Source organism: Streptomyces sp. NPDC007808, from assembly GCF_042868655.1.
Lineage (GTDB): Bacteria > Actinomycetota > Actinomycetes > Streptomycetales > Streptomycetaceae > Streptomyces.
On record NZ_JBIAEQ010000001.1, the window covers coordinates 398,210 to 417,481 of the forward strand.

The 19,272-nt window shown below is 71.4% G+C and carries 21 protein-coding genes and 1 pseudogene; 9 read left to right on the forward strand and 13 right to left on the reverse strand.

Going from position 1 to position 19,272, the window contains the following annotated elements:
* Nucleotides 1-10: 10 nt before the first annotated feature.
* Nucleotides 11-1,354: an FAD-dependent oxidoreductase gene (locus ACFYNL_RS01775; protein ID WP_388794805.1), complete on the reverse strand. Its 1,344-nt coding sequence runs from the start codon at nucleotides 1,352-1,354 to the stop codon at nucleotides 11-13.
* Nucleotides 1,355-1,569: 215 nt separating this feature from the next.
* On the opposite strand from ACFYNL_RS01775, the gene ACFYNL_RS01780 reads away from it, so the two are divergent.
* Nucleotides 1,570-2,052, forward strand: a complete 483-nt coding sequence (locus ACFYNL_RS01780; RefSeq protein ID WP_388794808.1) for a DUF6214 family protein — start codon at nucleotides 1,570-1,572, stop codon at nucleotides 2,050-2,052.
* Nucleotides 2,053-2,088: 36 nt separating this feature from the next.
* Here ACFYNL_RS01780 and ACFYNL_RS01785 read toward each other — a convergent pair whose 3' ends face one another.
* On the reverse strand, nucleotides 2,089-2,778 hold the full coding sequence (locus ACFYNL_RS01785) for a DUF305 domain-containing protein (protein ID WP_388794811.1): 690 nt from the start codon (nucleotides 2,776-2,778) through the stop codon (nucleotides 2,089-2,091).
* A gap of 65 nt (nucleotides 2,779-2,843) precedes the next feature.
* On the opposite strand from ACFYNL_RS01785, the gene ACFYNL_RS01790 reads away from it, so the two are divergent.
* Nucleotides 2,844-4,340, forward strand: a complete 1,497-nt coding sequence (locus ACFYNL_RS01790) for an LVIVD repeat-containing protein (RefSeq protein ID WP_388797225.1) — start codon at nucleotides 2,844-2,846, stop codon at nucleotides 4,338-4,340.
* Here the strand turns inward: ACFYNL_RS01790 and ACFYNL_RS01795 are convergent.
* The 5 genes from ACFYNL_RS01795 to ACFYNL_RS01815 all read right to left on the reverse strand — a co-directional run bounded on the left by ACFYNL_RS01795 (nucleotide 4,328) and on the right by ACFYNL_RS01815 (nucleotide 8,805).
* Nucleotides 4,328-5,014 (reverse strand): TetR/AcrR family transcriptional regulator, encoded by a 687-nt coding sequence (locus tag ACFYNL_RS01795; protein WP_388794814.1) that lies wholly within the window; start codon nucleotides 5,012-5,014, stop codon nucleotides 4,328-4,330. The two genes, ACFYNL_RS01790 and ACFYNL_RS01795, sit on opposite strands and share 13 nt — an antisense overlap.
* Before the next feature lie 158 nt (nucleotides 5,015-5,172).
* The gene (locus ACFYNL_RS01800) at nucleotides 5,173-5,907 is read right to left on the reverse strand and encodes an HAD family hydrolase (RefSeq protein ID WP_388794817.1); all 735 of its coding nucleotides are present in this window, start codon (nucleotides 5,905-5,907) and stop codon (nucleotides 5,173-5,175) included.
* 67 nt (nucleotides 5,908-5,974) lie between these two features.
* A complete protein-coding gene (locus tag ACFYNL_RS01805; protein ID WP_388794820.1) occupies nucleotides 5,975-6,646 on the reverse strand; it encodes a phosphatase PAP2 family protein in 672 nt (223 codons plus the stop codon).
* 593 nt (nucleotides 6,647-7,239) lie between these two features.
* Nucleotides 7,240-8,175 (reverse strand): M56 family metallopeptidase, encoded by a 936-nt coding sequence (locus ACFYNL_RS01810; protein WP_388794823.1) that lies wholly within the window; start codon nucleotides 8,173-8,175, stop codon nucleotides 7,240-7,242.
* Between the two features lie 96 nt (nucleotides 8,176-8,271).
* A complete protein-coding gene (locus ACFYNL_RS01815) occupies nucleotides 8,272-8,805 on the reverse strand; it encodes a DUF5134 domain-containing protein (protein ID WP_388794826.1) in 534 nt (177 codons plus the stop codon).
* Nucleotides 8,806-9,198: 393 nt separating this feature from the next.
* On the opposite strand from ACFYNL_RS01815, the gene ACFYNL_RS01820 reads away from it, so the two are divergent.
* Complete coding sequence (locus tag ACFYNL_RS01820) at nucleotides 9,199-9,735, forward strand: MarR family winged helix-turn-helix transcriptional regulator (RefSeq protein ID WP_388794829.1); 537 nt, start codon at nucleotides 9,199-9,201, stop codon at nucleotides 9,733-9,735.
* A gap of 14 nt (nucleotides 9,736-9,749) precedes the next feature.
* On the opposite strand, the gene ACFYNL_RS01825 is transcribed toward ACFYNL_RS01820, so the two are convergent.
* Nucleotides 9,750-10,514, reverse strand: a complete 765-nt coding sequence (locus ACFYNL_RS01825; RefSeq protein WP_388794832.1) for a VOC family protein — start codon at nucleotides 10,512-10,514, stop codon at nucleotides 9,750-9,752.
* 166 nt (nucleotides 10,515-10,680) lie between these two features.
* On the opposite strand from ACFYNL_RS01825, the gene ACFYNL_RS01830 reads away from it, so the two are divergent.
* The gene (locus tag ACFYNL_RS01830) at nucleotides 10,681-11,595 is read left to right on the forward strand and encodes a GNAT family N-acetyltransferase (protein WP_388794835.1); all 915 of its coding nucleotides are present in this window, start codon (nucleotides 10,681-10,683) and stop codon (nucleotides 11,593-11,595) included.
* Between the two features lies 1 nt (nucleotide 11,596).
* Here the strand turns inward: ACFYNL_RS01830 and ACFYNL_RS01835 are convergent, their stop codons facing one another.
* Entirely contained in the window at nucleotides 11,597-11,989 is a 393-nt protein-coding gene (locus ACFYNL_RS01835) for a VOC family protein (protein WP_388794838.1), read from the reverse strand.
* 71 nt (nucleotides 11,990-12,060) lie between these two features.
* Here ACFYNL_RS01835 and ACFYNL_RS01840 point away from each other — a divergent pair, with 71 nt between their 5' ends.
* Nucleotides 12,061-12,612, forward strand: a complete 552-nt coding sequence (locus tag ACFYNL_RS01840) for a GNAT family N-acetyltransferase (RefSeq protein ID WP_388794841.1) — start codon at nucleotides 12,061-12,063, stop codon at nucleotides 12,610-12,612.
* 15 nt (nucleotides 12,613-12,627) lie between these two features.
* Here ACFYNL_RS01840 and ACFYNL_RS01845 read toward each other — a convergent pair whose 3' ends face one another.
* Nucleotides 12,628-13,311, reverse strand: coding sequence for a glycerophosphodiester phosphodiesterase (locus tag ACFYNL_RS01845; protein ID WP_388794843.1), 684 nt, complete (start codon nucleotides 13,309-13,311; stop codon nucleotides 12,628-12,630).
* A gap of 399 nt (nucleotides 13,312-13,710) precedes the next feature.
* Between ACFYNL_RS01845 and ACFYNL_RS01850 the strand changes: the two genes are divergently transcribed.
* The 3 genes from ACFYNL_RS01850 to ACFYNL_RS01860 are packed head-to-tail and all read left to right on the forward strand — an operon-like array spanning nucleotide 13,711 to nucleotide 16,975.
* Entirely contained in the window at nucleotides 13,711-15,108 is a 1,398-nt protein-coding gene (locus tag ACFYNL_RS01850) for a DUF6421 family protein (RefSeq protein WP_388794846.1), read from the forward strand.
* Nucleotides 15,109-15,158: 50 nt separating this feature from the next.
* Entirely contained in the window at nucleotides 15,159-15,908 is a 750-nt protein-coding gene (locus ACFYNL_RS01855) for an SDR family NAD(P)-dependent oxidoreductase (protein WP_388797228.1), read from the forward strand.
* Entirely contained in the window at nucleotides 15,905-16,975 is a 1,071-nt protein-coding gene (locus ACFYNL_RS01860; protein ID WP_388794849.1) for a threonine aldolase family protein, read from the forward strand. Before ACFYNL_RS01855 ends, ACFYNL_RS01860 begins: the two co-directional genes overlap by 4 nt.
* A gap of 35 nt (nucleotides 16,976-17,010) precedes the next feature.
* Here the strand turns inward: ACFYNL_RS01860 and ACFYNL_RS01865 are convergent, their stop codons facing one another.
* On the reverse strand, nucleotides 17,011-17,337 hold the full coding sequence (locus ACFYNL_RS01865) for a hypothetical protein (protein ID WP_388794852.1): 327 nt from the start codon (nucleotides 17,335-17,337) through the stop codon (nucleotides 17,011-17,013).
* 237 nt (nucleotides 17,338-17,574) lie between these two features.
* Here ACFYNL_RS01865 and ACFYNL_RS01870 point away from each other — a divergent pair.
* Nucleotides 17,575-17,892 (forward strand): annotated as a pseudogene (locus ACFYNL_RS01870) (phenylalanine--tRNA ligase beta subunit-related protein); the annotation flags it as partial.
* Between the two features lie 12 nt (nucleotides 17,893-17,904).
* On the opposite strand, the gene ACFYNL_RS01875 reads toward ACFYNL_RS01870, so the two are convergent.
* Both ACFYNL_RS01875 and ACFYNL_RS01880 read right to left on the reverse strand, forming a co-directional pair.
* Nucleotides 17,905-18,633: a lysophospholipid acyltransferase family protein gene (locus ACFYNL_RS01875; RefSeq protein ID WP_388794855.1), complete on the reverse strand. Its 729-nt coding sequence runs from the start codon at nucleotides 18,631-18,633 to the stop codon at nucleotides 17,905-17,907.
* A 185-nt stretch (nucleotides 18,634-18,818) separates the two neighbouring features.
* On the reverse strand, nucleotides 18,819-19,235 hold the full coding sequence (locus tag ACFYNL_RS01880; protein WP_388794858.1) for a DUF4395 domain-containing protein: 417 nt from the start codon (nucleotides 19,233-19,235) through the stop codon (nucleotides 18,819-18,821).
* Nucleotides 19,236-19,272: the final 37 nt, after the last annotated feature.

Here is a 19,272-nt window from a genome sequence, read left to right on the forward strand (position 1 = left end):
ACCGGCCGGGTCACGGGACGTCCTCGTGCGCGGCGATCAGCAGTGACTCCCAGTCCGGGAGCTTGACCACCCCGCGCCCCAGGGAAGCCCCGAGTGCCGCCTCCGCGCGCTCGATCGCCTGCCAGCCGGACCACTCCACGGGCTCGACACCCGCGGCGCGCAGGGCCGTCAGCGGTTCCTCGGGCACCTCCTTGCGCACGAGTACGTCGGCGTCCTCCAGCAGGGACGTCACCGTCTCCTTGGCGTCCGAACGGTTGGTGCCGATGACCCCGGTCGGGCCCCGCTTGATCCAGCCGGCCACGTACTCGCCCGGTGCCACGAGGTCCTCGCGCAGCACGCGTCCGGCGAGGTGCGGCACCGTGCCGGTCGCCGTGTCGAACGGCAACCCCTGAAGCGGCACTCCGCGATAGCCCACCGAACGCAGCACCAACTGGGCCTCGATCTCCTCGTACCGGCCGGTGCCCGTCACACCGCCCCGCCCGTCGGGGGCTGTCCGTTCGAAGCGCACCGCGCCCACCCGACCCGCCTCGGCGAGGAGTTCGACGGGGCGCAGGAAGAAGCGCAGACGGATGCGGTGCCGAAAGTCCTGGGGCGGGGTCCCGACCCAGCCGCGCAGCACCTCCATGTTGCGGCGCTGCGCGGCGGGCAGCGCGGACGGGTCGGCACACGCCGGATCCAGCGCCAGGTCCCGCGGGTCCACGGTCACCCGGGTCTGCGGCAGGGTGCCCAGCTCCCGCAGCTCCTTGGTGGTGAACCGGGCCTGCGAGGGGCCTCGTCGGCCCACCATGGTGATGTCGGTGACGCGGCTCGCGGCGAGCGTGGCCAGGGCCGCCTGCGGCATGTCGGTGGGGGACAGCTCCGGGGTACCGCGCGCCAGCATCCGCGTGACGTCCACCGCGACGTTCCCCACCCCGATGACCACCGCCGACCGTGCGCCGCGTACGAACCCGTCGTCGACGGAGTCCGGGTGGGCGCTGTACCAGGACACGAACTCGGTCGCCGACCAGCTGCCCGGCAGATCCTCGCCGGGAATGCCCAGGTGCCGGTCGGTGGCGGCACCCACGCAGTACACGACCGCGTGGTACAGCTCCCGCAGCCGGGCGGCCGGCACCCCGGCCGACCCGATCTGGACGCCGCCGAGGAACCGCACCCGCTCGTGTTCCAGGACCGTGCGCAGGTTGTTCTGCAGTGACTTGATCTTCTCGTGGTCCGGTGCCACCCCGTACCGCACCAGGCCGTACGGGCACGGCAGTCGGTCCAGGACGTCGACGAGCACCTCGGGGTCCTGCTGGACCAGGCTCTGGGCGGTGTAACACCCGCTCGGTCCGGAACCTACGACGGCGACACGAAACACGGCGGAACTCCTTGTCCGAGGGTTCTTCAGGGATCTTCAGGAGTCGCTCTCATGTCCAGCATCGCACTGCGGCCGCTCCGCTGACAGGGTGCTGTGCGCCGGACGGGGCGCGTGTTCGTTCGTATGGAGTGTGATCATGCGGTTACGTTCCGTGCGTGCTGGAAGCATCCTTTCTTAATCTTTCCGATCGTCGCCCGACGGAGGGTGCCGTCTCCGTGTGGCCCGCGTGGGAAGTGCGGGACGACGCCGGCGCCACGACCTGGTTCGGGGTCCGGCTGGAGTTCGGCGACGGTGCCCATGTCGACGCGCACGCCGTGGTGAGCGCGGGCTGCGTGTCCATCGAGGACGTACGGGCCGAGCCCGCGCTGTCCCTCGACGACCTCGCGGCCCTCGCCGACTGGATCGAGGACCCGCTCTGCGACGCGTGCGGGATCGGATCCGCCGTCGGCGGTGCCGAACCGGACATCGGCGATCCGGACGGCGCGGAGGCCGGGGTGAGCCCGGTCGGGCCCCACTGGCCGCGGGGCGTGGAGGGTCGGTGGCTCGTCGCCCAGCAGTACCGCGCGGCCCAGGCGGCGGGAACCGACCCCGTCCTCGCGGTGATGAGCGCGACCGGTCAGAGCCGCCGGAAGTCGCTCAGGCTGATCGGGCAGGCGCGGGACGCCGGTTTCCTGACGCGGCGCCGGGCCGGCCGCTGAGGGCGGCCCCGGTGGCGTACGTACCGGCCGTGGTCGTCAGAGCATGTCCCGCATCCGCGTGATCTCGCTCGTCTGCTGAGCCACCACCTCGTCGGCCATCTCCTCGATCTGGATGTTGTTGCCCTGCCCCTTCACCTCGGTGGCCATGGTGATCGCGCCGTCGTGATGGGTGATCATCAACGTGAGGAAAAGTTGGTCGAACGCATTCCCCCGCGCGGCGCGCAGCTTGCGCAGCTGTGCCTCGGTCGCCATGCCGGGCATCGCGGCGTGCTCATGGTGGCCCTTCGCGGCCTTCTCGCCCTTCCCGTGGGTTTTGAGCCAGCCCTTCATGGCGGAGATCTCCGGTCCCTGTGCGGCGGCGATCCGCTCGGCGAGCTTCTCGACGGCCGTCGACTCGGCGCGGTCCGGGGCGAGTTCGGTCATCTCCAGCGCCTGCTCGTGGTGCTCGATCATCATCCGCGCGTAGGCGACGTCCGCCGAGTTGGGGGAGTCGTCCTCGGCGCGCCGGCGTACGGCTTCCTCGGCGGACAGCTTCTGGTTCGCCTCACCGGGCTTGCCCGGCACGATCACCGACGGCCCGCTTCCCGCGGCTGGTTCGGGGTCGGATCCGGAGTCGCAGCCACCGAGCGCGAGCACGGTCAGGGCGGCCAGCGAGGCGGTGGCGAAGCGCGCCGGGCGACGGGACGGCTTCGCTCGATCTTCCTTGCACGCTCTTGAAATGTGCATGGTAAGGACCATACTCGGGCGTGCGTGAACCGTTCCAGTGCGAACGGCACGAGGGAGGAAAAACAGTGATCCTGTTCAGCAATCCCCGAACACGGCGCAGACGCCTGGCAGTTGTCACGGCCTCAGCCGGGCTCCTGGCCGCGCTGCTGACCGCGCAGCCGGCTGCCGCGACCCCTGACCCCGGGGACGGTCCCGTCGCGGAGCAGAAAGTCTCCGAGAGCACCCGGGAAGAGGTCCGCGAGGCGCTCGCGGACGGTGAGATACCCGGTCAGCACGAGATCGTCCACTCCGACAATATCCAGCACCTGGCGCACGTCCCCAAGGACGTCCTCCAGGGCACCAACTCGGACATCGCCTTCCAGGGCAGGTACGCCTTCGCCGGCAACTACGACGGCTTCCGCATCTTCGACATCAGCGACCCGAGGTCGCCGAAGACGGTCGCGCAGGTCCTGTGCCCCGGCTCGCAGAACGACATCTCCGTCTCGGGCGACCTGCTGTTCCTGTCCACCGACTCCTCGCGCAGCGACAGCAGTTGCAACAGCACCACCCAGCCCGCGACCGAGAAGTCCTCGTGGGAGGGCATGAAGGTCTTCGACATCAGCGACAAGACGAACCCCGAGTACGTCGCCGCCGTCGAGACCGCCTGCGGCTCGCACACCCACACGCTGGTGCCCGAGCGGAGGAACGTCTACGTCTACGTCTCCTCGTACGCTCCCGACGCCACCTACCCCGACTGCCAGCCCCCGCACGACGGCATCTCCGTCATCAAGGTGCCGCGCAAGGCCCCCGAGAAGGCGGCGGTCGTGAACTTCCCGGTGCTGTTCCCGGGTGAGGGGCCGGACGGCGGCGGCAACCCGGGCCCGCCCGGCGGCGTCCGCAAGACGACCGGCTGCCACGACATCACGGTGCTGCCCTCCAAGGACCTGGCCGCCGGTGCCTGCATGGGCGACGGCATCCTGCTGTCCATCGAGGACCCGGAGCACCCGAAGGTCATCGACCAGGTGCGGGACGACAAGAACTTCGCGTTCTGGCACTCGGCGACCTTCAACCAGAAGGCGAACAAGGTCGTCTTCACCGACGAGCTCGGCGGCGGCAGCGCGGCCACCTGCAACGCGCAGATCGGCCCGGACCGGGGAGCCGACGGCATCTACGACATCGTCGGCAAGGGCGACAAGCGCAAGCTGGTCTTCCGCAGCTACTTCAAGATCCCCCGCCACCAGGCGGACACCGAGAACTGCGTAGCCCACAACGGCTCGCTGATCCCGGTCAAGGGCCGCGACCTCATGGTCCAGGCCTGGTACCAGGGAGGCGTCTCCGTCTGGGAGTTCACCGACTCCGACAACCCGAAGGAGATCGCCTACTTCGACCGGGGACCGCTCACCACCGACACCATCAAGTCGGGCGGCTCGTGGTCGGCGTACTACTACAACGGCTACATCTACTCGAACGAGTACGCCAGGGGCTTCGACGTCCTGAAGATCGACGACCGGCGCACCGACCCGGCCCGCTGGGTCAGGATGCGTGAGCTGAACGTCCAGACCCAGCCGGACTACTTCGACTGACGGTCCGGGCGGCCGGGGGAAGTCCCGGTCGCGAAGAACCGCGACAGATCCGTGTCGCACGTCCCGCCGGGCCCGGCCTCCGAGTCCGGCGGGACTCCCATCTCCCAGTCCAGCCGGTAGCGCTTGAACAACTCGGCCCGCAGCACCGGCACGGGCATCGGCACCCCGGGCACCAGGGCCGCGTAGACGGCGCCCATCAGCAGTGCGCGCAGCATCGGGTAGTCGGCGTCGACGTCCGGCGAACCGTGCCGCGCAACGGTGTCCCGAAGCAGCTCGGCCAGGCGCCGCTGCTCCGGGCACTGCACGAAGCCCTCCGCCTGGAGGATTCCCGCCATGTGCTGGCGCATCAGCACGGGCCGGTCCCGGGCCAGACCCAGGATCGCGTCGATGGCCCTGGCCATCCGCTCCCGGCCGTCCTCGGTGCGCGGCTCGCGCTCCAGCGCCTCCTCCAGCGTGCGGTGCATCAGCCGGTGCACGGCCGACTGCACCAGTTGGCGCTTGCCGGGGAAGTAGTACGAGACCAGACCGCGCGCCGAACCGGCCCGGTCCGCGATGTCGCCCAGCGTCGTGGCCTCGAAGCCCCGCTCGCCGACCAGCTCCACCGCGGCCTGCAGAAGCCGCTCGCGGGAACGCCGCCGCAACTCTTCATTGACCGAGGCGCTGCGCGGGGACATGCTGTAACTCCTGCGTTGACTGGCTGCCAGCCAACTATACTCAGTGAGGTCCGGCCCAGCCGTGGGTACGGCCTGGTCGGGGCTGCTCCCTGCCTCGGGCGACGCGGGGGATCGTCCGAGGCGGGTGGGCGTTTTTCGGGGTCGGTGGAGGCCTGGAGCTACTGGTTGCGGAGCGGCCCGCTGCCGTTCCCCCGCGGGGCGACGACGCCCACCAGATCCAGGACCGGTCGCAGTGCGTCGGGCCGCTGCGCCGCCGGCAGATGATCCACGAAGTGCACCGCGCACCCGAGAGTCGCCGCGCCACCGTCCGCCCGGCGGTCGTCGCCGACCATGACGACCTGCTCGGGGGCGGCGTCGAGCGCCGCGCACGCGAGCGTGAACAGGCGCGGGTCGGGCTTTTGGATGCCGTGCTCGTACGACAGCACGTACGCGTCCACGTACGGATCGAGACCGTGCTCCCGGAACACCGGGCGGATGTCCCAGCCGACGTTGCTGATCACCCCGACTCCGATGCCGCGCTCGCGCAGCGCCTGCAGTACGTCGGCGGTGTCGGGGTACGGCGTCCACGCGGCCGGGGTCATGTGGCGGTCGTACAGCATGTCGTGCAACCGGTCGTCGGGGAGCGGCACATGCCGGGACAGGCCGGTGTAGGCGGCCCGGTGCAGCTCCGCGCTCTTGTCCCGCACGCCCCACACGCTCGCGACGTTCTCGGGCAGCCAGGAGGGGTTCACCCCGCCCGGCAGCGCGCCCATCGTCTCCAGCGCCAGTGCCGCCTCGGTCAAGTCGGCCTCGTCCAGCTCGATCTGCGCCTCGGTGAGTGCTCCGCGCAGCCATGCCTCGGTGGACTCGACACGGAAGAGGGTTCCGGAGAAATCGAAGAGGACGGCGGTCATGCAGCGGATCTTACGGCGCCGTGCCGTGCCCCGCCGGAAGATCGCCCACACCGCACATATGGACGATTCAGTTCTGTCGCCTGACGTGCACCGTCACGGCCAGCACCACGACCAGCGTGCCCAGCAGCCAGCCGCCGACGACGTCGGTGGCCCAGTGGACGCCCAGCCACACCCGGGTCAGACCGACGCCCAGCACGGAGACCACGGCCACGGCGACCGCCGTACGCCACAGGGCGGGGGCGGCGCCGTGGCGGCGCAGCAGCCACAGCAGGAGACCGCAGACCACGGTGGCCGTCATGGCGTGGCCCGACGGGAAGGCGGCGTAGTGGGCGGAGTCGACGGGGTCGGACCAGACGGGGCGGGGGCGGTCGACCGCGGCCTTGAGAATCTGCTGGACCACCGAGGCGACCACACAGGTCGCCACCAGCCACACGGCGGTCCACCGGGCCGCTCTGCGCCACACCAGCCAGACCGCGACCAGCCCGCAGAGCACGCGCATCGTCCAGGGATCCCAGACCCAGTCCGTCAGGATGCGGAACGCCTGCGTGACACCGGACTCCTGGACCGCCCAGCGGTGCGTGGTCCGGGCGATGTCGCCGTCCAGGGACATCAACGGGTACCAGCGCACCGCCACCAGGGCGAGCAGCAGCGCGGAGCACAGGGCCAGGGCACCGGCCCAGGGGACGACCCGGCGCTCGGTCGGCGGGGTGGGCGGGGACTCGACGGACTGGGTGCGCATACTGCGATCCTCGCCGATCGGTGGGGCGGGACGCCAATGCCGGGGTGGTGATTGCGACGCCGGCCGCAGCGGGAGGCCGGCCGAGGTCCCTTGGCTGGGTCACGGGGTCTTGCGGGGCGGATGCCGGCCGATATGTGGGGCGGAGACCGATCGGCCCGGTGGTGTGAACGCCGACGGCTCCTGTGGCGTGGAGGCCGCCTGGTGGCGTGGGGCCGAAGTCGACCGGCCTCGCGGCGGATGCCCGACGTGCAGCGCGGCGCATGCGCTCGGCTTGTTGGCGACGGATGCCCTGCGTGCCCAGCGAGGAGTGCGTGGGATGCCCTGCGTGCCGAGCGAGAGGGCCGTGGGGTCCCCGGTGTCCCTGCGAACAAGACGACGGGTGCCCGGCGTGTCGTACGAGGAACGTGCCGGATGCCCGGCGTACCCAGCGCGGGACGCCCGGTGTACCCCGACGACCGCGCGGTTGCCCGGGGGAGAAGAACGCCCGGGTCGGTCCCAGTTGCCCGGCGAGAAGGGTCGGCTCGGCCGCTCCGGCAGCGGCGGCTCCACCAGGGCCTGGCGTTCGGGCCGTGCTGGCGTGTGGAGGGCAGGCTCTAGCCCAGCGCCCGCAGTCCGGGCCCGAACGCCACCAGCACCGGCACCACCGGTACCAGCGCCGCCGCCGCGGTCAGCCGGAGCCGACGGCCCGCCGGGAGCCGGTCCGGGGGAGTGAGCAGCCGGTTCACCCGCTGCGGCACCTGCGCATGGGGGGTCGGGCAGGGGCCGAACACGCCCCGGTCCTCGTTGAGTTCGACCAGGGCGAGGGCGGTGGTCAGCCGGCCGAAGCGGCGGGAGGCCATGTCGTCGGCGGCGAGTTCGACCAGGCGGTGCATCTCGTCGCGGAACGCGGCGAACACCGGCACCTGCGGAAACCCGCCCGCCAGCGCGGCCGAGCAGTGCAGCAGCCAGTCGTGCCGGGCCGTGGCGTGCCCCTGCTCATGGGCCAGCAGGGCGTCCAACTGCCGCCCCTTCAGGCGGCGCAGCGCCGCGGTGGTGATGACCAGGCGAGGTGCCGTGCCCGGCAGCCACCAGGCGTCCGGCCGCTGGCCCTCCAGGATCACCAGCCGGTCGTTGCCGGGCTCCTCGCCGGGCAACAGCGGGGCACGCACGAGGAGTTCGGTCCGCCGCCGCCTGCGCCGGGCGCGGGCGCGTCCGATCTCACGCGCCAGCATCGCCACGGTCCACAGCCCGCCGCACGCGAGCGCCACAGCGGTCGCCGCCGCCCAGGGGTGGCCCACACCGTGCGCATACGCCTCCACGACGGCACTGGGGGCCGGAGCGAACACATGGCCGCGCACCACCTGCCAGGCGGCCGCCGCACTGAGCGTCATGGACAGCGCGCAGCACAGGAGTACGGCCGCCACCACGCACTGCCAGACCCACAGGGCGACCACCGGTTCACGGTCCGGCCAGTCGGCCCGGGCGATCAGCCGAGGGGCGACCACGGCGGTCAGGGCGCCGAGCAGCAGCAGTGCCGCGGGGACCATCATGGACAGCACCCTATGAGCGCGGTACCGCTCAAGGGTACGGACGGCCCCGCCGAAGTGACGCAGACCACGGCCTCGTACGGCCCGCCGGGCCCCGCGTCACAGGGTCAGCAGCATCGCCACCATGGCGATCCCCATCGACAGCCTGCAGGCCCGCGCCAGCTCCGGCCGGTCGCCCCACGCGAGCCCGCCGCCGGCCGGGACCGGCACCAGCCGGACGCCGGACAGCAGCACGTATCCCGTGAAGTACAGGAGCAGGGCGCCCGTCACCAGTGGTATGCCGGAGCCGCCGTGCCCGCTCCCGTGCGGCGAGACGGCCATGGCGACCGCCATGTAGACCATGGCCACGGCGCCCACGAGGTGGTGCAGGTGGTGCGCACCCGCCCGCGCCGACCACAGCGCGTGCAGCGCCGCCGCGCCGAACACGGCCGCGTAGACGGGCCAGGCCCACGCGGGCGGGGTGAAGACCGCGGCGGGCACCGCCATCGCGGCCATCCCGAATCCCATGAGGGCCTCGCCGCCCGCGGCCCGGCGCTGCTCCTCGACCTGGCTGCGCATCCGCAGCACACAGTAGGCACCGGTCGCCGCACACAGCGCGACCAGCAGCCAGCCCTGCGGCACCGGTCCGTGCACGCGCACCCTCCCCGCTCGGCGGTCTCGGACAGTGCGTCGATGCCCAGGCCGTGCGGCGCGCACGCGAGCGCAAGGATGTACGCGGGGAGCATCCGGGGGAGCGCGTCGGAGCAGCGGACACCCGAGCAGATCCTGTGCGAGTGAGACTGCCCCGCCCCGCCCCGCCCTGTTCTCGGCCGACCGGCTGGCCCCGGCGATGCACACGATGGCCGAATCCGCACCTCGTGGACACCCTGGCCGGCGTCCCGGGCGGGCTCGCCGCCGCCCTCGCCGTCCGCGGCCGCGGGTCGTGCGCACGCGGCGTCCGGGACCCCGTACGCTCGCGGCCACGGGGCGGACGCACGGGCCGTACCCGGACCAGCGCACAGGCGACACGACGGAGGACGTACGGCCATGACGGCGACGAACGGCGGGCCGACCGGGACGAAGCGGGACACGGTAGCCGCGGTGGTCCGGCAGTGGCAGGCCGTCCACCCGGACCTCGACACCGCCCCCATGGAGATCATCGGCCGCATCAACCGCTGCGCCGCCCTCCTCCAGCAGGCCGAGGACGCCCCGCTGCGCCGCGCGGGCCTCAGCCGCGCCGAGTTCGATCTGCTCGGCGCGCTGCGCCGCACCGGCCATGAGCTGACCCCCAGCGAACTCGCCCGTGAGACGTTCTCCTCGGGCGCCGCCGTCACCAAACGCCTCAAGCAGCTCACCGAACGCGGGCTGGTGGAACGCCGCGGCGACAGCCGGGACCGCCGCGTCGCCCACGTCCGACTCACGGACGCGGGCCGGGAGCTCGTCGACGCCACGCTGCCCGAGCAACTCGCCTACGAGACGGACGTGCTGTCCGGCCTGGACCGGCAGAGGCAGCACGAGCTCGCCGCCCGCCTCGGCGAGTTGCTCGGCCAGCTGGAAGGGCGGCCAGGAGTGCTGCGCGTCTGACCCGGTCGGGCCGCTCACCTCTCGTCGGCCGCCCGGTACACGCCGAACATCGCCCCCTGCGGGTCCCGCAGTATGGCGATGCGCGGCCCCTCGGGGACGGAGGTGGGATCCATCAGGACGGTGCCGCCCGCCTCGGTCGCGTCGGCGGCCATGTCGTCCACGTCCGCCACGGCGAAGTAGGGCAGCCAGTGCGCGGGCACCTCGTGCGGGAACTTGTCGTCCATCGCCACCATGCCGCCGAAGTCGGCGCCGTCGACGCCCCACTGCGTGTAGCGCTCAGAGGCGTTGACGCTCCAGCCGAACACGGTGGTGTAGAAGTCCACGGCGCGCTCGGGCGCCCGGGTCATCAGCTCCACCCAGCCCAGCGAGCCGGGCGCGTTGAGCAGCCCCGCGCCCGCGAAGGTGCGCGCCTGCCAGAGCTGGAAGACCGCGCCCGTGGGGTCCACGGCCACTGCGAAGCGGCCCACGTCGAAGACGTCCATCGGACCGAGCAGGACCGAACCGCCGGCCTCGGTCACCCGTGCCGCGGCCGCGTCCGCGTCCGGCACCGCGAAGGAGACGTTCCACGCCACGGGCTGCTCCTCCTGGTACAGCGGGGCGAGCGCGGCCACCGCCGCCTCACCCAGGTGCGCGATCGAGTAGCCGCCCGCCTCCTGCCGCGGGTCGGTCTCCGTGCGCCAGCCGAACAACGCCTCGTAGAACAGCTTGGCCCCGGCCAGGTCGGAGGTCCCGAGCTCGGTCCAGCAGGGCCCACCGGTCACCGGCTTGTCGAGCTTCATGGCGTTCCTTCCGCAGTGGAGCACCCCCTCAGCACGCTAAGCCCCGCCCCGAACCCCGGCCATCCGGCGAAACCCATGGAGCCGGACACCGCCATCGCCGTACCCTCGACCCGTACCGCACCGCGTGGCGGCCTTCCGACACCGTTCCCCCGACCGGAGGTCCCGCATGCCCGCGCTCCAGGTGCGCCCCTTCCGCCGCGCCGACCGCGACCAGCTCACCGAACTGATCAACGCGCACGTCGCGGCCGTCGTCCCCGGCGTCTCCGTCTCCGTGAACACCGTGCTCAGCGCCCTGGAGCGGCAGCCCGACGAGTTCATCACCGACCCCTGGGTGAGCGAGCGGACCACCCTCGTCGCCGAGCAGCGCGACCACGTCGTGGCCGCCGCCCATCTGCTGCGCTACCGGGCGGACGACGAGGTCGGCCCCCGGCACCGGGACATCGGCGAGATCGACTGGTTCGTCTGCCGTCCGCCTGCCTCCTTCTGGCCGGACTCCGACGAGGCCGGGGACCTGCTGATGAGCGCCTGCCTGGCGCAGCTGGCCCGCTGGGGCGTGCGCGCCCGGTACGCGAGCGGCGAGCTGCCCGCCCCGGCCGTCTACGGCCTGCCCCGGGCCTGGCCGCACATCCGCGCCCGGTACGAGCGCGCGGGCTTCCGGCACACCGGCGGCACCGAGGTGATCCTGATCGCGTCCGTCGCCGACCTGCCGCGCCACGAGCCGCGGCCCGGCGTCCGCGTGCGGCGCACGCTGGGGGAGTGCGGCACGCGCCTGACGGCGTACGCCGACGGTCACGCCCTCGGTTTCATCGAGGTCGACACCGCCCTGTCCCGCCCCGAACGCCACACCCGCGGCACGGGCCTCGCCGACATCGGCAACCTGCACGTCGAACCGGCGGCGTACGGCGAGGGCGTGGAGCACTGGCTGTTCGGGCAGGCCGCGCGGTGGCTCCGCCTGTGCGGTGCGGACCGCCTCCTCGCCTACGAGTCGGCCGACGACCGTGCGATGATCGACCGCCTCACCGCGGCCGGCTTCCTGGAACTCACCCGCACCGACCGCGGCTGGGAACACCGCCCGGGATGACTCAGATCCCCGGCCGGTACCGCAGGGGATGATCCGCCGGGACCTCCACCAGCACGATCGGCGTCCCGTCCGGATCCGCGACCCACATCTCGATCAGCCCCCACGGCTCCTGCACCGGCGGCCGCACGATCTCGACACCCTTGCCCCGCAGCTCCTCGTGCGCCGCCGCCACGTCCGCGACCTGCATCCACAGCCGCACCGCCGCGGACGGCGGCGTGTCGGAGCGGCCGGAGACCTCCAGGAAGCCCCCGCCGAGGAAGTAGACGGTGCCGCGATCCGGTCCCGTCCCGAACTCCCGGTAGACGGCGAGGCCCAGCTGCTCGCCGTAGAAGGCGCGGGAGCGCTCGGGGTCGGTGGGCCGGATCAGGGTCCGTCCGCTCAGTACGTGCACCATGCGGCCGGAGCCTAGTGGCGGGTTACGCTCAGCGGTGCCCGAGCCGCGCCCGAGAAGTGGAGAAGCAGCCCATGGAAACCGTCGCGAGTCCCGCCGCCTTCGGACTCACCTTCCGTGATGCCACCGACGCCGACGTGGACACGCTGGTCGCGCTCGTCGAGTCGGCCTACCGCGGCGACTCCAGCCGGGCGGGGTGGACGACCGAGGCGGACATCCTGGAAGGGCAGCGGACGGATCCCGACGGCGTACGCGCGGTCGTCGAGTCGCCCGACAGCCGGCTTCTGACGGTCGAACGGGACGGAGAGATCGTCGCCTGCTGCCAGCTCGAACACCGGGGAGCCCACGCCTACTTCGGGATGTTCGCGGTCAGCCCCGCGCTGCAGGGCGCCGGCCTGGGCAAGGTGATCATCGCGGAGGCGGAGCGGCAGGCCCGCGCGAGCTGGGACGTGCGCGAGATGCACATGACCGTGATCTCCGTGCGCGACGACCTCATCGCCTGGTACGAACGCCGCGGCTACCGCCGTACGGGACGGATGACCCCGTTCCCGTACGGCGACGAGCGCTTCGGTATCCCGCAGCGGGACGACCTGCAGTTCGAGCTGCTGGTCAAGGAGCTGGTGTGACGTTCCCGTGGCCCTTCACGCCGTGAAGCGGCCGGTGCGCTTGATCTCCGGGTAGTCGGTGGTCGCGCCGTCCAGCTCCAGAGCCCGTACGAGACGCAGGTGGTCCTGGGTGTTGACCACCCAGCCGATGATCCTCAGGTCGGCCTTGCGCGCGTGCTCCACGACCTCCAGGGTGAGCCGGCGGATGTTGAGGCAGACGGTCGCCGCGCCGGCCGCGACGGCACGGTCCACGATGTCGGTGCCGTAGCGGCTGGCGATCAGCGCGGTCCGCACCCCGGGCACCAGCCGGGCGATCTCGGCGACGGCCTCGTCGTGGAACGAGGACACCTCGACCCGGGAGACGAGGTCCTTCTTGGTCATGACCTCCGCGAGGGCCCGGGCCGCCGCGACGTCCTTGATCTCGGCCTGGAGCGGCGAGCGCACGGCTTCGAGGACCTCTTCGAAGACCGGGACCCGCTCGCCGCGCCCCGCGTCCAGGGCGCGCAGCTCGGCGAGGGTCTTGTCGGCGATCGGGCCGGTGCCGTCGGTCGTGCGGTCCACGTCGGTGTCGTGCATGACGACGAGGGCGCCGTCCTTGCTCAGGTGGAGATCGAGTTCGATGACGTCGAGGCCGGCCTGCTGGGCGGCGACGAAGGAACGGAGGGTGTTCTCGGGTTCGACACCCATCACTCCGCGATGACCGATGGTAAGGAAGTTCAAGGTTCAACTCGCTTCCGTCGACGGCGGCGGGGGGAGCGCGCGAACCGGAGCGGAACGTTCGCGCAGCCGTGCCGCAGCCTAGTGGCCGGGGCGCGTGATGAACCCCACGTGTACGCACGGTCTGCGGCGGTGGACATGCCGTACCTGGCCGACGGGCCCCTGGGTGGTCACCCGGGCGTGGGCGAGTCCTGCGCCGATTGACCGGATCCGTACGGCCCTGCCGAGCGCTGCCGCGTATGCCCACTCGGAACCGAAGTAATCGCGAGACTCGGTGATCGACAGGAAAAAGTGCGGTGAACCTGTGGGTGGGCAGGATAATTTCCCGGGTCTCCTCTTGCTGGAAGAAACGTCATATGTATACGGTCTGCATACGCGAGGTTCTCCCGTGGAGGATGGGACATGACGGAAATACTTGTGCAGGCGGCTTCGGAGGAGCAGGTTCCTCCCGTGACCAGGGTGGTTGAGCACCCGGCATGGCCGGTGCTCAAGGACGCCGTGGAGCGGATCCGGCCATGGCAGTCCAAGGACGGGTCGATCGACTTCGCGGCAGACGGGGCGCCCGAGCGCTCGGCCGCCGAGGCAGCCGTGCGGCGTGTCGTGGAGGCCGTCGAGGCGCTCTCCCCGCTGCTCCCGCACGACGCCGCCTACCACCAGGCGCTGGTGAAGGACCTGACCCGCTGGGCCGAGGCCGGCTTCGAGGTGCCGGACTTCCTCGACTCGCTGCTGGCCTTCCAGCCCGCCGCGAACCGCGCGGACGGCCTGCAGCACCTGGTCGTCTTCCCGATGTACACGCAGAACGGCAACCCCGACCGCAACCTCGAAGCGGTCGTACTGCGCATGGTCTGGCCGGACTGGCTGGCCGAGCTGGAGCGCACCCGCTACGACAACCCGCTGTTCTGCGGCATCAAGTTCGAGGACTTCACGGCCGGGTACGACACCAACTCCGCCGTCCTCTTCCCCGAGACCATCGCGGTGCGCGAGGCCCCGGAGCGCTTCAGCTGGGGCGGCATCTTCTGCGACCGCGAGGCCGCCCGCTTCCGCCGTGTCACCGACGCCGCCGTCGACATCCTGGGCCTGGAACTGCCCGAGGACATCGCGGCGATGGTCCACGACCAGAAGCGCTGCGAAGAGGCCTTCGTGCTGTGGGACATGGTCCACGACCGCACCCACAGCCACGGCGACCTGCCGTTCGACCCGTTCATGATCAAGCAGCGCCAGCCGTTCTGGATGTACGGCCTGGAGGAGCTGCGCTGCGACCTCACCGCCTTCAAGGAGGCCGTCAAGCTCCAGGCCGACGGTGTCCCGCAGGCCCGTGACGTGCAGTACGCCGTGCTGTTCGACCGCATGTTCCGCTTCCCGGTCACCGGTGAGCGGGTGCGCAACTACGACGGCCTCGGCGGCCAGCTGCTCTTCGCCTACCTGCACAAGCACGACGTCGTCCGCTGGACCGACAACAAGCTGGCCATCGACTGGGAGCGCGCCCCGCAGGTCACCAACCAGCTGTGCGCCGAGATCGAGAAGCTGTACCGCGACGGCATCGACCGCCCGAAGCTGGTCCACTGGTTCGCCGGCTACGAGCTCGTCTCCACCTACCTCGCCCCGCACCCGGGATCCCGCTGGGCCAAGGGCCCGGACGCCCTGGACCTGACGCAGCCGCCGCGCAAGCTCGTCGATGACGTGCTTCCGGACGAGTTTCCCCTGAGCATGTTCTATGAGGCCCTGTCCAAGAAGCTCAAGAACGTGATCGCCTCCACCAAGGGCATCACCGCGGACGGCGCCGAGCGGATCGCCGCGTGAGCGGCGAAGTCTTCCGCGAGACCGAGAACACTGCTCAGGAGGCGAAGAAGATGGCGGGGAACGGAGCTCTCAGCGGTGCGGTGATCGCGGTGGCCGGCGCGGGCGGACCCGCCGGCCGGGCGGCCCTGCTGCGGCTGGCCGAGGCGGGGGCGACCGTCGCCGCCGCGGACAACGATCCCGAGCGGCTCGCGGAAGCCGTGGACGCGGCCCGGTACGCCTCGGGCGGCGCCACCGTGACCGGCGAGCCCGTCGACCTGCTCGACCTCCAGTCCACCCGGGACTGGGCCGCGCACATCGAGAAGGACTTCGGCCGGGTCGACGGTCTGGTCCACCTCGTCGGCGGCTGGCGAGGCAGCGAGACCTTCATCAAGACCAGCCTCGACGACTGGGACTTCCTGGAGCTGCTGCTGATCCGCACCGTCCAGCACACCTCGCTGGCCTTCTTCGAGGCGCTCCAGCGCAGCGAGCGCGGCCGCTACCTGCTCATCAGCGCGGCCGGCGCCTCGAAGCCGACGGCGGGCAACGCCTCGTACGCCGCCGCCAAGGCCGCCGCCGAGGCCTGGACGCTCGCGCTGGCCGACGCCTTCCGCAAGGCAGGGGGCGCCGAGGGACCGACGTCCGCGGCTGCCATCCTGGTGGTGAAGGCGCTGGTGCACGACGCGATGCGCGCCGAGCGACCCAACGCGAAGTTCGCGGGCTTCACGGACGTCAAGGACCTGGCCGAGGCCATCGTCGAGGTCTGGGACAAGCCCGCCGCCGAAGTGAACGGAAACCGCCTGTGGCTGACCGAGAAGCCGTGAACCCTCCGAAGACCGACGCCCGGCGTCACCACGACCCGGACGTCCGCGGCTTCGCCAGTGACAACTACGCCGGAGCCCACCCGGAGGTGCTCGCCGCCCTGGCCCTTGCCAACGGCGGGCACCAGGTCGCGTACGGCGAGGACGACTACACCGAGAACCTCCAGCGGATCATCCGCAGCCACTTCGGTGCAACGGCCGAGGCGTTCCCGGTCTTCAACGGCACCGGCGCCAACGTCGTCGCACTCCAGGCGGTCACCGACCGCTGGGGGGCGGTGATCTGCGCCGAGAGCGCGCACATCAACGTCGACGAGTGCGGGGCGCCGGAGCGGGTGGGCGGGCTGAAACTGCTCACCGTGCCGACACCCGACGGCAAGCTCACCCCCGAGCTGATCGACCGGCAGGCGTACGGCTGGGAGGACGAGCACCGGGCGATGCCCCAGGTCGTCTCGATCACCCAGAGCACCGAGCTCGGCACCCTGTACACGCCGGACGAGATCCGCGCCATCTGCGACCACGCCCACGCGCACGGCATGAAGGTGCACCTCGACGGCTCCCGGATAGCCAACGCCGCCGCCTCGCTGAACGTGCCCATGCGGACGTTCACCGACGCCGTCGGTGTCGACATCCTCTCCCTGGGCGGCACCAAGAACGGCGCGCTGTTCGGTGAGGCCGTCGTCGTCCTCAACCAGGACGCCGTCAGCCACATGAAGCATCTGCGCAAGCTGTCCATGCAGCTCGCCTCCAAGATGCGCTTCGTGTCGGTGCAGTTGGAGGCCCTGCTCGCCAAGGACCTGTGGCTGCGCAACGCCCGCCACGCCAACGAGATGGCCCAGCGTCTCGCCGAGGGCGTACGCGCCGTCCACGGCGTGGAGGTCCTCTACCCGGTGCAGGCCAACGGCATCTTCGCCAAGCTCCCGCACGACGTGAGCGAGCGCCTGCAGAAGCGGTTCCGGTTCTACTTCTGGGACGAGGCGGCGGGCGTGGTCCGCTGGATGTGCGCGTTCGACACGACCGAGGAGGACGTGGACGCGTTCGTCGCGGCGGTGAAGGAGGAGATGGCCCGCTAGGCCATCCCCCCTCCTGCGCGGTCCGCCTCGCCGGTTCAGCCGTTGACGACGATCCGCGCGCTGTTGTTGCGCAGATTCGGGTCGAACTCGCTGATGGGCAGTTCCGGGTCGTCGTTGAGGGTTTCGACGGTGGTGCGCGCCCCGCGCACCACCTCGTCGATCCGCAACCGCACCTCGAAGGTGTGGGACGCCTTGTCGTGCACGTAGATCGGCGTCCGGCAGAAGTAGGTGGTGGCGGACGGCCCTTCCTGCGACGGCGGCACCTCCCAGCACTCCTCCTGCGGCAGTCCGGTCACCGTCGTGCCGGCCGGCGCCTGGAACCGTACGGTGGCCACGGCCGCGCCCGCGCCGAGCGACGCCACCCTCCGAGTAGGGCAGCACCGAGTGGTCGAAGCGCTCGTACAGCGCCTGTGGTCCGACGCGCAACGCGGCCACCAGCTCGTAGCGCTCATCCGGAGCCACCGCCTCGTCCAGCACGCACAGGGCGGACGTACCAGTGGTGTGGTCGTGGCACTCGCAGTTGGAGTTCCGCTCCCTGAACCGCAGCCCGTACGACGCGTCGACCTGCAGCAGTGTGCGGTCCACGGCGCGGTTGCCGCGAGGGCGGTATGCGCCTGGTGCGCGCCACCGGCGAGGAGGATTTCGTCACCGTCGCCGGCGGCGAGGACGTCGTCGAACACCCGGACGCGGGCGAGGTGGTGTGGTGCGACGAGGCGGGCGTGACCTGCCGCCGCTGGACCTGGCGCCAGGGCCCGCGCACTCGGCTCACCGAGGAGACCACCTCGGGGATCTTCCTGCTGGAGAGCATGGCGCCGATGCCGGAAGCCGACGTCGAGCGGGCGGCGGCGGAACTCGCCGAACTGCTGGAGAAGTTCAGCCCTGGAGCGCGGATCGCGGTGCGTCCCGCGAACCGCTGAACCGGTGCGGCGTCAGCGCGCCTCGGCCTCCCGTACCTGCTCCGGCGTCGGGGCCGTGCCACCGAGGTGCGCCGGCATCCACCAGGTGTCGCCCGCGTCCTTCGGGCGGACCGGGTAGGCGCGCTGGGCGGCCTCCAGCAGCTCCTGGACGCGCTCGCGCAGCTGCCGGGTGATCGCACCCGCGTACTTGTCCCGGGACGCCTCGATCGCCTCGCCGACCCGGATCGTGATCGGGATGTGGCTGCGCTTGAAGTTGCGCGGGTGGCCCTTGGTCCACAGTCGCTGCGTGCCCCAGACGGCCATCGGGATCAGCGGCACGCCCGCCTCCTGCGCCAGCCGCGCGGCGCCCGACTTGAAGCTCTTCAGCGTGAAGGACTGCGAGATGGTGGCCTCCGGGAAGACCCCGACGATCTCGCCGGACCGCAGCGAGTCCAGTGCGTGCGCGTACGCCGCCTCGCCCTGCTTGCGGTCGACCGGGATGTGCTTCATGCCGCGCATCAGCGGCCCGGAGATCCGGTGCCGGAAGACGGACTCCTTCGCCATGAAGCGCACGAGACGTTTCTGCGGGAGCGCCGCGAGCCCGTTGAAGACGAAGTCCAGATAGCTGATGTGGTTGCTGACCAGCACGGCGCCGCCCGAGCGTGGAATGTTCTCCGATCCCTTGCAGTCGATCTTGAGGTCCCACACCTTGAACAGTGTCTGGGCGAAACCGACGACAGGACGGTAGACAAGCTCTGCCATGGACGGGGTGGACCCTTCCTTCTGTGCCTGGGAAGGAAGCTCCCAGTGGAAAGTTACGCAGCCGTAGGTTTACGGCTTGTCGCAGATCGTGCCCCAAGAACGCCCGAGGGCCAAGCCCAAGTGCCGGGGAATGGCGAGATCCTCGTCACGTCCACCGTGATCCACCTCGGATTTTGGCCTCGCCTTTACTCGGCGCGCGCCGTCACCCGCCTCACGAGCACGTACATCTCGCATCCCAGGCAGTACCCGAAAACGGCGTTCAGAAAAGCGGCCGCGAGCGCCGCCCCGGTCGCGGCGAGCCCCAGCCAGAGCGGACCGAGCGTGTAGCCGACCAGCCCGAGCGCGGCGAACACCAGTCCCACCGTCTGGGCGAAGCGCGGTGGTTCGGGCGCCTCGAACTCCGTCGGCGGCCCGATACGGGGGCGTACGACCCTGCGGAACAGCCAGCCGTACGGCGAACGGCCCACTCCGCCGGCGGCGCCCAGCGCGAACGCCAGCGTCTGCCAGGCCAGCAGCCAGGCGCTCCCGGTGACCAGAACGACCGCCAGCACCACGGTCGTCACGGCCGCCCCGAAGCGCGGCCCCCTCACGTCGATGTCCATGAAGCAAGCATTCCGCAACGGCCGGGCTGCCGGGCGT